The 14,440-nt window shown below is 70.9% G+C and carries 11 protein-coding genes; 5 read left to right on the plus strand and 6 right to left on the minus strand.

Annotation, left to right across the window (positions count from 1 at the left end; all coding sequences use genetic code 11):
* The first annotated feature begins 147 nt into the window (after nucleotides 1-147).
* Together ABZV40_RS42550 and ctaD are read left to right on the plus strand one after the other, a co-directional pair.
* Nucleotides 148-657, plus strand: coding sequence for a universal stress protein (locus ABZV40_RS42550; protein ID WP_355455296.1), 510 nt, complete (start codon nucleotides 148-150; stop codon nucleotides 655-657).
* 235 nt (nucleotides 658-892) lie between these two features.
* Nucleotides 893-2,602: a cytochrome c oxidase subunit I gene (gene ctaD, locus ABZV40_RS42555; RefSeq protein ID WP_355455298.1), complete on the plus strand. Its 1,710-nt coding sequence runs from the start codon at nucleotides 893-895 to the stop codon at nucleotides 2,600-2,602.
* A 5-nt stretch (nucleotides 2,603-2,607) separates the two neighbouring features.
* Here the strand turns inward: ctaD and ABZV40_RS42560 are convergent, their stop codons facing one another.
* The 4 genes from ABZV40_RS42560 to ABZV40_RS42575 are packed head-to-tail and all read right to left on the minus strand — an operon-like array spanning nucleotide 2,608 to nucleotide 9,004.
* Complete coding sequence (locus ABZV40_RS42560) at nucleotides 2,608-5,214, minus strand: cation-transporting P-type ATPase (RefSeq protein ID WP_355455300.1); 2,607 nt, start codon at nucleotides 5,212-5,214, stop codon at nucleotides 2,608-2,610.
* 45 nt (nucleotides 5,215-5,259) lie between these two features.
* Entirely contained in the window at nucleotides 5,260-5,754 is a 495-nt protein-coding gene (locus tag ABZV40_RS42565) for a flavodoxin domain-containing protein (protein WP_355455302.1), read from the minus strand.
* Complete coding sequence (ppsA, locus tag ABZV40_RS42570) at nucleotides 5,751-8,012, minus strand: phosphoenolpyruvate synthase (RefSeq protein ID WP_355455304.1); 2,262 nt, start codon at nucleotides 8,010-8,012, stop codon at nucleotides 5,751-5,753. The genes ABZV40_RS42565 and ppsA overlap by 4 nt, the downstream gene beginning before the upstream one ends.
* 8 nt (nucleotides 8,013-8,020) lie before the next feature.
* Nucleotides 8,021-9,004: a nitroreductase family protein gene (locus ABZV40_RS42575; protein ID WP_355455306.1), complete on the minus strand. Its 984-nt coding sequence runs from the start codon at nucleotides 9,002-9,004 to the stop codon at nucleotides 8,021-8,023.
* A 188-nt stretch (nucleotides 9,005-9,192) separates the two neighbouring features.
* On the opposite strand from ABZV40_RS42575, the gene ABZV40_RS42580 reads away from it, so the two are divergent.
* Nucleotides 9,193-9,879, plus strand: coding sequence for a CBS domain-containing protein (locus tag ABZV40_RS42580; RefSeq protein WP_355455308.1), 687 nt, complete (start codon nucleotides 9,193-9,195; stop codon nucleotides 9,877-9,879).
* 16 nt (nucleotides 9,880-9,895) lie between these two features.
* Nucleotides 9,896-10,507, plus strand: a complete 612-nt coding sequence (locus ABZV40_RS42585; protein WP_355455310.1) for a CBS domain-containing protein — start codon at nucleotides 9,896-9,898, stop codon at nucleotides 10,505-10,507.
* A gap of 5 nt (nucleotides 10,508-10,512) precedes the next feature.
* On the opposite strand, the gene ABZV40_RS42590 is transcribed toward ABZV40_RS42585, so the two are convergent.
* Nucleotides 10,513-11,046: a hypothetical protein gene (locus ABZV40_RS42590; protein WP_355455312.1), complete on the minus strand. Its 534-nt coding sequence runs from the start codon at nucleotides 11,044-11,046 to the stop codon at nucleotides 10,513-10,515.
* 101 nt (nucleotides 11,047-11,147) lie between these two features.
* Here ABZV40_RS42590 and ABZV40_RS42595 point away from each other — a divergent pair, with 101 nt between their 5' ends.
* The gene (locus ABZV40_RS42595) at nucleotides 11,148-11,720 is read left to right on the plus strand and encodes a TetR family transcriptional regulator (RefSeq protein WP_355455314.1); all 573 of its coding nucleotides are present in this window, start codon (nucleotides 11,148-11,150) and stop codon (nucleotides 11,718-11,720) included.
* A gap of 3 nt (nucleotides 11,721-11,723) precedes the next feature.
* On the opposite strand, the gene rph is transcribed toward ABZV40_RS42595, so the two are convergent.
* Nucleotides 11,724-14,324, minus strand: coding sequence for a rifamycin-inactivating phosphotransferase (gene rph / locus ABZV40_RS42600; protein ID WP_355455316.1), 2,601 nt, complete (start codon nucleotides 14,322-14,324; stop codon nucleotides 11,724-11,726).
* Nucleotides 14,325-14,440: the final 116 nt, after the last annotated feature.

A 14,440-nucleotide genomic window follows, 5' to 3' on the forward strand; every position in this document is an offset into this window, starting at 1 on the left:
GTCCGCCCGGCCGGGTGAGAGGAACACCGGGGCGGCCTTCTCGTGGTGGGGGAGGCCGCCCCGGTCTGTGCGGGGGGACGAAGGTCCCCGGTGCCGCGGGACCGCGGCCACTCACCGGTGATCACGCCGGCCGGGAAGCTGAAGTGCATGAGCGACAACGAGTCCCGGCCCGTGGTGGTCGGCGTGGACGGATCGGCCGCCGCACGGGCGGCGTTGGAGTGGGCCGTGCAGGACGCGCGACGGCGCGGATGCCGTGTCGACGCTGTCCATGCCTATTACGAGTACTACGGCGGGATCGTCGGGCCGCTGCCCGCCGAGGTGTGGCGGGAGCTCTCGCCGCAGGCGTTGAAGGCGGCCCACGAGGGAGTGCTCGCCGAGGCGGTGAAGCGTGTCGAGGACGCGAGCGGCGTCGAGATCCGCCAGGTCCTCGTCGAGGGCGACGCGCGGACCGTGCTCGCCAAGGCGTCGGAGGACGCCGAGCTGCTGGTGGTCGGCAGCCGCGGCCACGGACCGGTCGCCGGGATCCTCCTCGGCTCGGTCAGCTCCTACTGCGTGCACCACGCGTCGTGCCCGGTGGTCGTGATCCGCGAGCCCAGGATCGAGCGGGAGGAGGACGCCGCCGAGGCTGTGCCGCTCACTCCCGGCCCGCTGCTGTGAGTGCCGGTGGGCAGGTCGAGCGACCCGCGTCGGCCTGGGCGTCGTGCCGGGTGCTCGATGAAGGGCTCCTTCATCCACGTGAGGTCGATGAAGGAGCCCTTCATCGACAGCGGACGACGAGCGCTGAGAACGGGCCGGGAAGGTCCTCGCCGAGGTGGGACCTTCGCCTCTGAAGGCCGCCCCGCGCTGGGGCGAACCTGTCGGGGTTCCCGTTTGGACGACACTGGAGAGATCCGTGACGGCACTCGTCCCCACCCCGATCGACGTTCCACCCGGCCCCGCCCGGCGCACCGCCAAGGGCTCGGTCTTGCTCGCGTTGTTCCGCACCACCGACCACAAACAGATCGGCGTCATGTACCTGGTCACCACGTTCGCCTTCTTCATGGTGGGCGGGGCGATGGCGATGCTGATCCGGGGTGAGCTCGCGCGACCGGGACTGCAGTTCCTGTCCGCGGAGCAGTACAACCAGCTGTTCACCATGCACGGCACCGTCATGTTGCTGCTGTACGCGACGCCGAGCGTGTTCGGGTTCGCGAACTTCGTGCTGCCGTTGCAGATCGGCTCACCGGACGTCGCGTTTCCCCGGCTGAACGCGTTGTCGTTCTGGCTGTTCCTGTTCGGCGGGTTGCTGATGCTGGGCGGGTTCGTCACGCCCGGCGGGGCCGCGGACTTCGGCTGGTTCGCCTACGTCCCGCTCTCCGGTGCGGCGCACTCACCCGGGGTCGGCGCGAACCTGTGGATCGTGGGCGTGGCCGTCGGCGGCCTCGGCACGATCCTCGGCGCGGTCAACATGGTCACGACCGTGGTGTGCCTGCGTGGTCCCGGCATGACGATGTGGCGCATGCCGGTCTTCACGTGGAACATCCTGGTCACCAGCATCCTGGTGCTGGTCGTCTTCCCGATCCTGACGGCGGCCGGGTTCGGGCTGCTCGCGGACCGGCTGCTCGGGGCGCACGTCTTCGACCCCGCCAACGGGGGAGTCGTGCTGTGGCAGCACATGTTCTGGTTCTTCGGTCACCCCGAGGTCTACATCCTGGCGCTGCCGTTCTTCGGGGTGATCTCCGAGATCATCCCGGTGTTCTCCCGCAAGCCGGTCTTCGGCTACAAAGGACTGGTCTGGGCGACGCTGTCGATCGCCGCGCTGTCCGTCGCGGTGTGGGCGCACCACATGTACGCGACCGGTGCGGTGCTGCTGCCGTTCTTCGCGCTGCTGACGTTCCTCGTCGCCGTGCCGACCGGGATCAAGTTCTTCAACTGGATCGGCACGATGTGGAAGGGACAGCTCACGTTCGAGTCGCCGATGCTGTTCTCCGTCGGGTTCCTGGTCACGTTCCTGTTCGGCGGGCTGAGCGGGGTGCTGCTCGCCGCGCCGCCGCTGGACTTCCACGTCTCCGACACCTACTTCGTGGTGGCCCACTTCCACTACGTCCTCTACGGGACGATCGTGTTCGCGACGTTCGCCGGGATCTACTTCTGGTTCCCGAAGATCACCGGCAGGATGATGGACGAACGCCTGGCGAAGCTGCACTTCTGGACGACGTTCGTCGGCTTCCACCTCACCTTCCTGGTGCAGCACTGGCTGGGCAACCAGGGCATGCCCCGCCGCTACGCCGACTACCTGCCGTCCGACGGCTTCACCACGCTCAACACGCTGTCCACCATCGGCGCCTACGTGCTCGGCGCCTCGACGTTGCCGTTCATCTGGAACGTGGTGAAGAGCTACCGGTACGGCGAGGTCGTCACCGTTGACGACCCGTGGGGCTTCGGCGGCTCGCTGGAGTGGGCCACCTCGTGCCCACCCCCGCGGCACAACTTCACCGAGCTGCCCCGGATCCGCTCCAACCGGCCCGCGTTCGACCTGCACCACCCGCACATGGTCGAGCGGGCCAGGCGTGAGGCTCACGTCGGCTTCACGGGCCGGGCACTGCCGTCTGACGAGCACTGAGCCCGTCAGCGCCGACGCTGCCGCCACCGCCACAGCTCGTCTGCACCCCACACGACGACCGGGAACGCGGCGAGCACGGCGAGGTGCGAGGCGGGCGGTACGGCGGTGCCGAAGACGTGCTGCAGCGGTGGAAGTGTCACGGCCGCCGCCGCGAAGACGAGCTCGAAGGCGATGCCCCACAACAACAGCCGGTTGCTGAGCACGCCGATCGAACGCAGTGACGCGTACTGCGTGCGGGAGGCGAAGGCGGTGCCGATCTGGCAGGCCACGATCCCCAGGAACGACATGGTCGTGGCCTGCACCCACAGGTGGTGCAGCGGCGCGCCCTCGCCCACCGGGTCGCCGGGGTGCCAGCCGCCGGCGATCAGCGTGAGGAAGAACCCTCCGAGCACCAGCACCGCCGACAGACCGCCCAGCAGGCCCCAGGCGCGCCACAACATCCTGCCGTCGATCACGTTGTCCGTGCGCCGCCGCGGTGGCCTGGTCATGATGCCCGGCTCGGCGGGTTCGCGGCCGAGGGCGAGCGCGGGCAGCGTTTCGGTGCCGAGGTCGATCGCGAGGATCTGCAACACCGTGAGCGGCAACGGGATCGCGCCGCCGGACAGGGCGAACAGCAGGAACGGGATCACCTCCGGCGTGGCGTGGGCGAAGATGTAGAGGATGAACTTGCGGACGTTGTCGTAGACCCGACGGCCGGCCTCGACCGCGGTCACGATGGTGGCGAAGTTGTCGTCGGTGAGCACCATCGTGGACGCTTCCCTGGCCACGTCGGTGCCGGCGACGCCCATCGCGACGCCGATGTCGGCGTGACGCAAAGCCGGTGCGTCGTTCACGCCGTCACCGGTCATAGCCACGACGTTGCCCTGCGCGCGCAAGGCGTCGGCGACACGGAGCTTCACCTCGGGCGAGCTGCGCGCGAAGATCAGTTCCTCCTCGCCGCTGAGCAGCTTCTCCAGTTCGGCGTCCGACAGACGCTCCAGCTCGGCCCCGGTGAGGACCTTGGTGCCGTTGCGGGCGATGCCGACCTGGCGGGCGATCTCCTTGGCGGTCAGCGCGTGGTCGCCGGTGACGACGATCAACCGGATGCCGGCGGTGTGACAGCGGGCGACGGCCTCGGCCACCTCGGGGCGCGGCGGGTCGAACATCGCCACGACGCCCAGCAGCTCAAGGTCGCGTTCGGCTTCCTCGCGCCGTTGCGGCACGGTGTCGCACTCGCGGCGGGCGACGGCGAGCAACCGCAGGCCGCGCTGGGCGTAGCCGGCGATCACCCGGTCGAACTCGGCCGAGCCGCCTGTGCTGCGGGCCAGCACCTCCTCCGGCGCTCCCTTGACGTTGACGACGAGGCGACCGCCCTCATGGTCCACTGTGGACATAAGGCGCAGTGCCGGGTCGAAGTGGAACTGTGCGACCCGGTGCGCGGACCGGTGTTCGGCCGACACGTCGGCACCGATGTCCTGGGCTGCCCGCAGCAGGGCCAGCTCGGTCGGGTCACCGGTGCCGGCGGCCAGGTCGGCGTTGTTGCACGCGGAGATCGTCCGCGCCAGCACCTCGCGGTCACCGGTCGCCCACACGTCGGTGACCCGCATGCGGTTCTGCGTCAGCGTGCCGGTCTTGTCGGTGCAGATCACCGTGGTGGAACCGAGCGTCTCGACCGCGGACAGCCGTTTCACCACGGCACCGTTGCGCGCCAGCCCCCGCACGCCGACCGCGAGGGCCAGCGTGATGGTGGGCAGCAACCCCTCCGGCACGTTCGCGACGAGCAGCCCGATCGCGAAGTTGAACGAGTCGGCCAGCGGCAGGCCCGCCACGAACGCGCCGATCGGCAGGAACGCGGCACCCGCCCCGACCGCCACCGCGGCGATCAGCCAGGCGACCCGTTTCACCTGTCGTTCCAGGGGGCTCTCGTCCCGCCCGCCGCGCTGGGACAGCGCCGCGATCCGGCCGAGCTCGGTGCGCATGCCGGTCGCGAACACCACGGCACGCCCCTCGCCACCGGTGCAGCTGGTGCCGCTGAACACGAGGTCCCGCGCGTCCACCAGCGACCCGGTGCCGTCGGTGAGGTCCGCCGAGCGGAACGCGGGCAGCGACTCCCCGTTCAACGTCGAGAGGTCGACCTCGACGCCGCCCTCGAACAGCCGCGCGTCGGCCGAGACGCGGTCGCCCTCCTCGACGATCAGCACGTCACCGGGCACGAGGTCCCGTGCGGGCACCGAGGTCCGCACGCCGTCGCGGACCACAGAGGCCATGGCGGGCAGGTAGGCGGCCAGCGCCTCGACCGCCTTCTCCGCCTGCTGTTCCTGCACGAACGCCAGCGCCGCGTTGAGCACGATCACCGCGACGATCGCGAGACCGAGCACGGTCGTGCCCGCCAGGAAGGCGAACGCGGCCGCCAGCCACAGCAGGAGCGCCAGCGGGTGGGTGAACTGCCGCAGCAGCTGCTTGGGCCAGTTCCGGCCCTTGCGCCGGATGAGCTCGTTGGGGCCGTGTGCCAGCAGCCGCCGCGCCGCCTCCCGGCTGGACAGGCCGGCCGGCTTGGTGCGCAGGTCGCGGAAGAGCCGGTCCAGCGGCTCCCGCGGATCGCTGGCCGGCTCCGTCGCGGTGTCAGTCGTCATGGTCCGAGCTTCTCGGGACCGCCGGGGTGGGACCGAAGTCGCGCTTCACCGCGCCGCGACCAGGTGCTCGGTGATCGAATGCGCCCACCTGTCGATCTCCTCCCAGTCCCGGTGATCGCCCGCCATCGGCCCGTTCGCCATCTTCCGCGCCAGGAACCCGGCCGCGGTCTGCGGCGTGAGCCTGCCCCCGAACGTCTTCGGCTCCTCGGCCCCGATGCGGGCGGCGAGCTCGCGCACCTTGCGCGGTGCCTTCTGCTCGGCGACTTCGGTGCCGAGCGGTCCGCTGTGGAACAGCCAGACCGGCTTGCCGGCGAGAACGCGTTCGTTGCGCTTGAGCAACTTCACCGCTTCCGGCCGCCACCGCGTCGAGTAGAGCGCGCTGCCCAGCACGACCGCCTCGTACGGCTCGACCGACCGGACCTTCGCGGCGTCCAGCACGATCACCTCGTGCGAGGCGGCACGGATCCGTGCCGCGATCGCCTCCGCGATCTCCTTCGTGCCGCCCATCTTGGTCGCATAGGCGACGAGAACCCCAGTCATGCCAACACCTTCGAGTAGCCGGTGCGCAGCAGGAGGCGGCGTTCGGCGGATCCGATCGCTGCCCGGGCCGCGGGGAGGGCGTCGGGGTTGACCGAGATGGAGGTGATGCCGAACTCCACGAGCTTCTCGGCGAACTCCGGCTTGTTGGACGGCGCCTGCCCGCACAGCGACGAGGTGATGCCGGCGTCACGAGCGGCGGTGACGATGCGGCCGATCATGTCGAGCACCGCGGGATCGGACTCGTCGAACAGGTCCGCGCACAGCTCGGAGTCGCGGTCGACGCCGAGCATCAGCTGGGTGAGGTCGTTGCTGCCGATGGACACCCCGTCGATGCCGGACCGCGCGTACTCGGGGATCCAGTACGCCACCGACGGAACCTCGGCCATGACCCACCGGTGCAGGCCGCGCTGGCGGCCGAGCGGGCTGCGGTCGATCTGTTCCAGGCAGGCGTCGAGTTCCCATTTGGTGCGCACGAACGGGATCATCAGGTGCAGGTTCGGCGTCTGCTCCCGCACCCGCGCGAGTGCTTCGAGTTCCAGCGCGAAGAGCATCGGGTCGTCGACGTACCGGTAGCAGCCGCGGTAGCCGATCATCGGGTTGTGCTCGTGCTTCTCGAACTCCTCGCCGCCCTTGAGCTCGCGGAACTCGTTGGTGCGGAAGTCCATGGTGCGGTAGACGACCGGGCGCGGCGCGAACGCGTGGGTGATCTGCAGCAGTGACGCGGTCATGGCGTTGAGGAAGTCCTCGGTGCCGTGCTGCGCGAGGAACCGCCGCGGGTGCTCGGCGCCGAGTGCGTCGGTGAGCATGAACTCCGCGCGGAGCAGGCCGACGCCGTCGACGGGCATGGCGGCGACCTCGGCGGCGTGCTCGGGCAGGGCGAGGTTGACGTACACCCGTGTGCCGAGAGCTTCGGTGGCGGGTACCGCTGGGGCGACGATCCGCGGCGCGGTGGTGATCGGGGCCGAGCCCGCACGCACCTCTCCGGCGCTGCCGTCGACGGTGACCTGCTGCCCCTCCTTGAGCACCGAGGTGGCCGAGCCCGTGCCCACGACGCACGGGACGCGCAGTTCGCGGGCCACGATGGCGGCGTGGCAGGTGATGCCGCCGCCGTCGGTGACCACCGCGGACGCGCGGCGCATGGTCGGCACCCAGTCCGGGTTGGTCATCTCGGCGACCAGCACCTCGCCGTCGCGCAGCCGGCCGCCCTCGTCGGGGGAGCGCAGCACGCGCACCCGTCCGGACGCGATGCCGGGCGACGCGGCGAGCCCGGCGACCAGTGGACCGTCCAGCGACACCGCGGCGTCGGGCAGCGTGGTGATGGGCCGGGACTGCACCAGCCAGGTGGTGCCGTCGGCGATGGCCCACTCGGTGTCCTGCGGTTCGCCGTAGTGGCGCTGCACGCGGACGCCGAGCTGTCCGATCGCGATCGCCTCGGCCTCGGTCAGCACCTGCGCGTGCGACTCCTCGGTCGTGAGGTCGACGCGCTGGTCCGACCCGTTCTCGCCACGGATGATCTTGTGCGTCTTGCGGCCGATCCGGGTGTCCACAAGGGACACCGCATCTCCCTTGCGCCGCAACACGTAGGTGTCCGGCTCGACCGAGCCGCTCACGACCACCTCACCCAGTCCGAACGAGGCCTCGACGAGCATCTTGTCGCGGTCGCCGCTGGACGGGTCTGCGGTGAACATGACGCCGGACCGTTCGGAGTTCACCATCTTCTGCACCACGACGGCGATCGCGGGTTCGTCGGTGATGCCCTGTTCGGCCCGGTAGGCGACCGAGCGCGTGCCGAACAGCGACACCCAGCAGTCCAGCAGCCGGTCGAGCAGGGCGTGCGCGCCCCGGGTGTTGGTGAACGTGCTGTTCATCCCCGCGAACGAGGCGCCGGCGGTGTCTTCCGACGTGGCGGAGGACCGCACGGCCACGGACTCGTCCTGACCGAGGTCGCGGTAGGCCTGCAGCACGTCGTGCCGGACGTCGTCGGAGATGCCGGCCTTGCGCACGAGCTCGCGCATCCGCTCGGCGGCCTCCGCGAGCCGCTCGGGCGAGGTCGCCCGGTCGAGCGCGATCGCCAGTTCGGTGGCGAGGTCGTCGCGGACCTGGCCCATCGACGTGAGGAACGCCTCGGCGGTCACGACGAATCCGGGTGGCACCGGCAGTCCGGCGCGCGTGCACTCGCCGAGGTTCGCGCCTTTCCCGCCGGCGATCGCGGTGTCGTTCTTGCCGAGGGTGGCGAACTCACGGATGTAGTTGCTCATAACCGCTCCTACGGGGTGAGGACGTCGATGACGGGACGGCGGGGGGTGGCGGGCAGCGGGTCGGCGTTGAACCCGGCCCAGCCGACCCGGATGACGAGTTGCGGACAGGTCGAACCACCGAGCACCTGGTCGCGGACGAGTTCCCTGGTCTGGACGACTTCCAGCGGCTGGCTGAGCGGGCAGGACGCGAGGCCGGCGGACGTGGCCTCCAGCAGCACCGCGCTGGTCGCCTCACCGGCCCGCAGCTGGGACAGCTCGTCGTCGGAGGAGGTGCTCAGGATGATGAGGGAGCCGGCGTCCTCGCCCAGCCGCAGTTGGTTGGTCTGCAGGAGCTCGCCGGGCGCGAACTCGCGCATCCGGAGGTTGCCGTACTGCCGCGAGCCGGCCGGGATGTTCGCGGCCGGCACGCCTGCCGAGGCTCCGGGGTAGACGCCGGTCCACTCGCGGATCTCGGCCAGGTACGCCGGGTCGGCCTCCTGCGCCTCGGCGGCGGCGACGATGGCCATGAGCAGCTCGTCGCGTGCCGTGCCCACCACCTCCTCGGCCTCAACGCCTTCGGCGCGCGCGTCCGCCACGAGCTGACCGATGATCGCCTCGGGCACCGCCCAGGACGAGAACGCGCGGCGGTCCGTTCGCCTGCGCGGAATCGCCGACGCCAGAGCGATGTCCGACTGGCGCGGCTCGCGCTGCTGGAACTCGATCGCGGCGAGGTGGTCGGGCTGCGCCGGATTCGGCAGGCGGTGCACGACCGCCCGCCAGCCGAGCGCCGCGAGTCCCACCCGCAGGTGGTGCAGTGCGGCTCCGCAGCTGATGGTCAGGTCCGCGCCCAGCGGGTCGATCGCGGGCAGTGCGCGGGAGCGGTCAGCGTACAGGTGCAGGCTGTGCTCACCGAGTTCCCAGCGCCACGGCTGGGTGTTGTGCACCGACGGCGCGCGGCAGGCGAGGGCCACCGCGGCCCGCAGGGTGTTCTCGTCCGGCTGACCGCGGTCCATCCGGCTCACCTCCAGGGTCTTCGGTTTCGCCTCAAACCTCGCAGTGCCAACGGATCGGGGTGAGGGGCCTAGGTCCCCTGCGAGTCGGGACCGCCGTCCCGGCCGTCGACGCCTTTGGCACGTGTCGAGCGGCGCGGGGCACGACGACGCTGGAGCACGAGTGAACGAACGGATCACCGGAGGGTGTCATGCGTGAACCGACTGTTTCCTCGCTGATGACGCGTGAGGTGATCAGTGCGGACGTGGAGACCTCGTTCAAGGACGTGGTGCGGCTGCTGGAAGAGCACGGCATCAGTGCCGTGCCGGTGCTGGACGGCGGCTATCCGGTGGGCGTGGTGTCGGAGGCCGATCTGCTGCCGAAGGAGGAGTTCCGCGGCGGCACCGAGGACGCGCCCGGCCTGTTCGCCGGACGCGACGCGAAGCACCGCTTCGAGCAGGCCGCCGGGCTGACCGCCGGGGACCTGATGACCAGCCCGGTCAAGAGCGTCTCGCCGGACACCACGGCCAGCGCGGCGGCCAGGGAGCTCGCCGAGACCGGGGTGCGCAGGCTTTTCGTGCTGGACGACGACGGTGCGCTCGTCGGCGTGCTGTCACGGCGCGACCTGCTGAAGGTCTTCGTCCAGGACGACGAGGAACTGCGCAGGACGATCCGCGACGAGATCTTCGGCCGGACGCTCTGGGTCGACCCGGACACGATCTACATCGCGGTGACCGACGGGGTCGTCGCGTTGCAGGGGCGGCTGGAACGGCAGAGCGAGATCGACATCGCCGACCACCTCGTGCGCGCGCTGCCCGGCGTGGTCGACCTGCGCAACCGGCTGCGGTGCGCGTGGAACGACACGGCGCAGCCGCGCCAGACCGAGATCTTCGGCTGAGGAAGGGGTCGACGAGATGAGGACCCGAGACGTGATGACGACCGAGGTCGTGGTGGTCGGCCCGGACACCGGTGCCCGCGACGCCGCCCGGTTGCTGGCCGACCGCGGCTTCACCGCCCTGCCCGTGGTCGACACCGCCGGCACGTTCGTCGGCGTCGTGAGCGAGGCCGAACTGCTGCGCGACCGGCTGCCGCAGGACCCCCGCCGCCTGGTGCACGGCGAACCGCCCGTCCCGCGGCACGCCCCCGGCGACGTCGTGGCCCAGGTGATGACCAAGCCCGCGGTGACGGTCACCCCGAACACCGACCTCGCCGAAGTCGCCGACCTGATGCTCGAACACGGCGTGCGCAGCATCCCGGTCGTGCACGAGGGCCGCCTCGTCGGCATCGTGACCCGCCGCGACCTGCTCCGCTCCATCAGCCGCGACGACTGGGTCATCGAGGCGGAGATCCGTCACCGCCTCAACGTCCTGGGCGCCGCGCACCGCTGGCAGGTCCGGGTGCACGCCGGTCATGTGTCCATTGTGGACAGCATGAGCGACGCGACCGACCGGCACGTCGCCGAGGTGCTGGCCCGCGCGGTCGCCGGGGTGACCGACGTCCGCATCACCACGCCCGAACGGATCTGAACCGCCTACGCGCGGCCGAGCCGCAACGCCGACACCAGGAAGAAGACGCCGCCGATCGCCGCGTAACCCGCGAGGTTGCGCAGCGTCGCGTCGGCGCCACCGGCCTGCACGATGAACGACGTGCCGGCGAGCGTGGAGATCGCGCCGCTGACGATCATCGGCCACTGTCCGCCGAGGCTCCGGCGGACCAGGCCCACGGCCAGCTGCGCCAGCCCGGACACGATCGCCCAGGCACCCCACACGCGCAGCGCCGAGGGGATTCCGGAGGTCGCGGCGAACGCCAGGCCCGCTGCCGCGAGCGTGCTCACGGCGATGTTGGCGTAGAGGGCCGCGGACGCTCGGCCGGCTCCCGACCTGCGGCTGTCGGCCACGACCGCGGCCACGTCGAAGAGCGGGTAGAGCACCAGCAGTGTGCCGCTGACCGGGCCGATCTCGGTCGCGGTGAGGAACAGCAGCACCGCCCACACGAGGGCGAAACCGAAGCGGACGAGGTACAGCGTGCGGAGGGCGGGGGCGAGGTTTGCGGTGCCGAGGCTCACGGGTCGTCCTTGAGGTAGGGAGAACGTTCTTTCTACCTAGAGGCTGTCAGCCCGTGGTCGCGGCTGTCAAGAACGAACGTTCTCTCTGCTAGTGTGGCCGGGTGACCCGCACCGCGTCCGACGCCCGCCTCCGCCTGCTCGGGACCGCCGCCCGGCTGTTCTACGCGGAAGGGCTGCACTCCGTCGGCGTGGACCGCATCCTCGCCGAGGCGAAGGTGACCCGCGCGACGATGTACCGGCACTTCGCCGGCAAGGAGGAACTGGTCGTCGCCTACCTCGCGGAGGCGGACCGGGCGACCCGCGCACAGGTCGACGCCGCCGTGGCCGCGGCCGCGGACGACGCCGATGCCGTGCGGGGCGTTGCGCGCGGGATCGCCGAGCACATCCGCACGGAGGGGTTCCGCGGCTGCGCCTTCCTCAACGCCGCGGCCGAGTACCCCGACCCCGCCCACCCCGTGCACCAGGCGGTGCTGGCACACCGCCAGTGGTTCCAGGACACCGTCACGAGCCTGCTCGCGCGCGTCGGCGACACTCCCGCCGAGCTCGACGGCAGGCACTTCGTCATGCTGCGCGACGGGGCGATGGCGGCGGGCTGCCTCACCGACCCCGGCCCGGTCGGCGACACGTTCGCCGCCGCGGTCGAGGGCATCCTGACCTCACGCCTGACCGCGTGAGCCTCACGCCTCGGACAGGATCTCCACGTACCCGTCCGTGCCGTTGACCCGGATCCGCTGCCCGTCGGAGATCAGGCGCGTGGCGTGTTCCATCCCGACGACGGCGGGGAGGCCGTACTCCCGCGCGACCACCGCGCCGTGCGTCATCAGGCCCCCGACCTCCGTCACCAGGCCGGAGATCGCGACGAACAACGGCGACCAGCTCGGGTCCGTGTGCGCCGTGACGAGGATGTCGCCCGGTTCGAGGTCCGCCTCCGCCATGTCGAGGACCACGCGGGCCCGGCCTTCGACGGTGCCGCCCGACACCGGCAGCCCGACCAGCGCACCGGCGGGCACGTCGTCGCGCCGGTACGTACCGGTGATCGCCTCGCCGTCCGACGTGAGCACGCGCGGTGGCGTCAGCGCCTCGTACGACCGGAACGCCTCCCGGCGCTCGCGGACGAGCTCGCGGTCGGCCTCACCGGTCCGCACGACGTCCTGAAGCTCCTGGAACGTCAGGAAGAAGACGTCCTCCGTCTCGTCGATCACGCCGGACCGCACGAGCCTGTCGGCCTCGCGCAGCAGGGCCTGCTTGTAGACGAAGTAGCGGCTGATCATGGCGTACTTCGGGTACTCGCGGTAACCGATGAACGTCCGCACGCGGTCGATCATCCGCTTGGTCTCGCCGGCCTTCTGCGCACCATCGGGGAGGAGGCGCAGGCGCTCCAGCAGTTCCTGCTCCTTGCGCGACGCCTGCTGCCGTCCTTCCTCGAAGCGGCGCGCACTCTCGCCGCGCTCGAAGTTCCGGACGTTGGTGAGGATCATCGGCAGCAGCGCGGCCGGGCGTTCGCTCCACCGCGGCCTGGTGATGTCGATCTCGCCGACGCAGCGCATGCCGTACCTGTCCAGGTAGCCCTCGATGGCGGCGCGCGCTTCCGGTCCACCGGGCAGCTCGCCGAGACCGTCCAGGAAGTCGTCGTCCGAGACGTCCCGCAGGAACGCGACGACTTCCGCGTGCGGGCGGATCACGTCGGCGACGTCGAGCAGCGCGAGGCCCATCTCCGACGTGACGTTGTGCGGAGCCGACAGCGTGAGGGTGTCGGCCGCGTTCTTCTCGCCGAGCCAGTCCCGCAGGTTGTCGTTGAGCCACCAGGTCGCCTGCATGCCAGCCAGGACCGCCTGGCTGCTGCGCGGGTCGAACAGGATCCGCCGCAGCTCCTGGAAGTCCGCCAGGACGAAGTCGAGCAGCTCGGTTCCGGACTTCTCGCCGATCTCGCGCTTCAGCAGGGCGATGGACGTCTCGGCGTTGGCGATCAGCTCGGTGACGATGTCCGGGTCGGTCTCGATCGTGGTCGGCGCGATGCCGGGAATCGCCTGGCCAGGACCGTCGTCCGGCAGTGACGGGATGAAGCCGTCGCGGGCGAGGACGGTCCGCAGGGCGTCACCCATCAACGTGTCGGAGTTGCCCGCGACCCCCATGAACCCGGCGCGGCTGGCGGGCCTGCTCAGGATCGGGGTGACGTCGACGAACAGGCGCCCGCCCGCGACGGCCATGGGACGGGGCGTGGTCAGCTGCCACACCGACAGGCCCAGGGGTTTCATGGCGTCGGTCATCATCTGCTGGTGACCGACGGAGACGTAGACGTGGTTCTCCTGGTCGTCCGTCTCCGGAACGGGGAACAGCGTGGTGATCGCCCGGCTCTGCACGACGTGGAACCCGTCGTCGTCCAGGCACCACTCGACGTCCTGCGGCCGCCCGAAGTGCTGCTCGATCCGCCTGCCCAGCGCGGCCAGCCGCAGGACCTCGTCGTCGGTCAGCGCCGCCTGCCCCTGCTGCGCCGGGTCGACCGACTGCTCCTCGGTGCCGCCGGAGGGCAGGGCGCGGACGGCCAGCTTCTTCGCGCCGACCGCCCGTTCGACGATCTCGCCGTCCCTGACCCGGTAGACGTCCGGGCTGACCAGCCCCGACACCAGGGCCTCACCGAGACCGAAGCCGGCCTCGACGCAGACGACCTTGCGGTTGGACGTGACGGGGTCGGCGGTGAAGAGCACGCCGGCCGCCCTCGGGAACACCATCCGCTGCACGACCACCGCCATGTGGACCCTGCGGTGGCCGAAACCGTTGCGCAGCCGGTAGGCCACGGCCCGCTCGGTGAACAGCGAGGCCCAGCACCGGCTCACGTGCCGCAGGATCTCCTCGGGTCCCACGACGTTGAGGTACGTGTCCTGCTGTCCCGCGAACGACGCCGTCGGCAGGTCCTCCGCGGTCGCGCTCGACCGCACCGCGCACGCGACCTGCTCCCCGAGCCGGGTGACCGCATCGGTGATCTCCGCCACCACGTCGCCGGGGATCGCGGCCTGCTCGATCGCCTGCCGGATCTCCGCGCTCGACGTGCCGATCGCCTGCCGGTCAGCGGCGGTCAGCAGCTCCAGCCGCCGCAGACCGTCCTCGATGGACGGTGTGTCGCGCACCACTCGCCGGAACGCGTCCGTCGTGACGCAAAAGCCCGGTGGTACCTGGACGTCGCCGATGCGCGAGAGTTCCCCCAGGTGTGCGCCCTTGCCCCCGGCCACCTCGATCCGCGTCCGGTCGACCTCGTCGAAACCCAGCACGTAGCCGCTCATCCGCTGCCTTCCCCCGATGAATCCCTGTGCGCGACGCAGTCCACTGTGCGCCAAGGCGGGAGATTCTGCGGCACGACACGGGTCTTGCCGCAAGCCCCGGGGTGCGCTATATGTTG

The organism is Lentzea sp. NPDC004782 (genome assembly GCF_040609115.1).
Classification (GTDB): Bacteria; Actinomycetota; Actinomycetes; order Mycobacteriales; family Pseudonocardiaceae; genus Lentzea.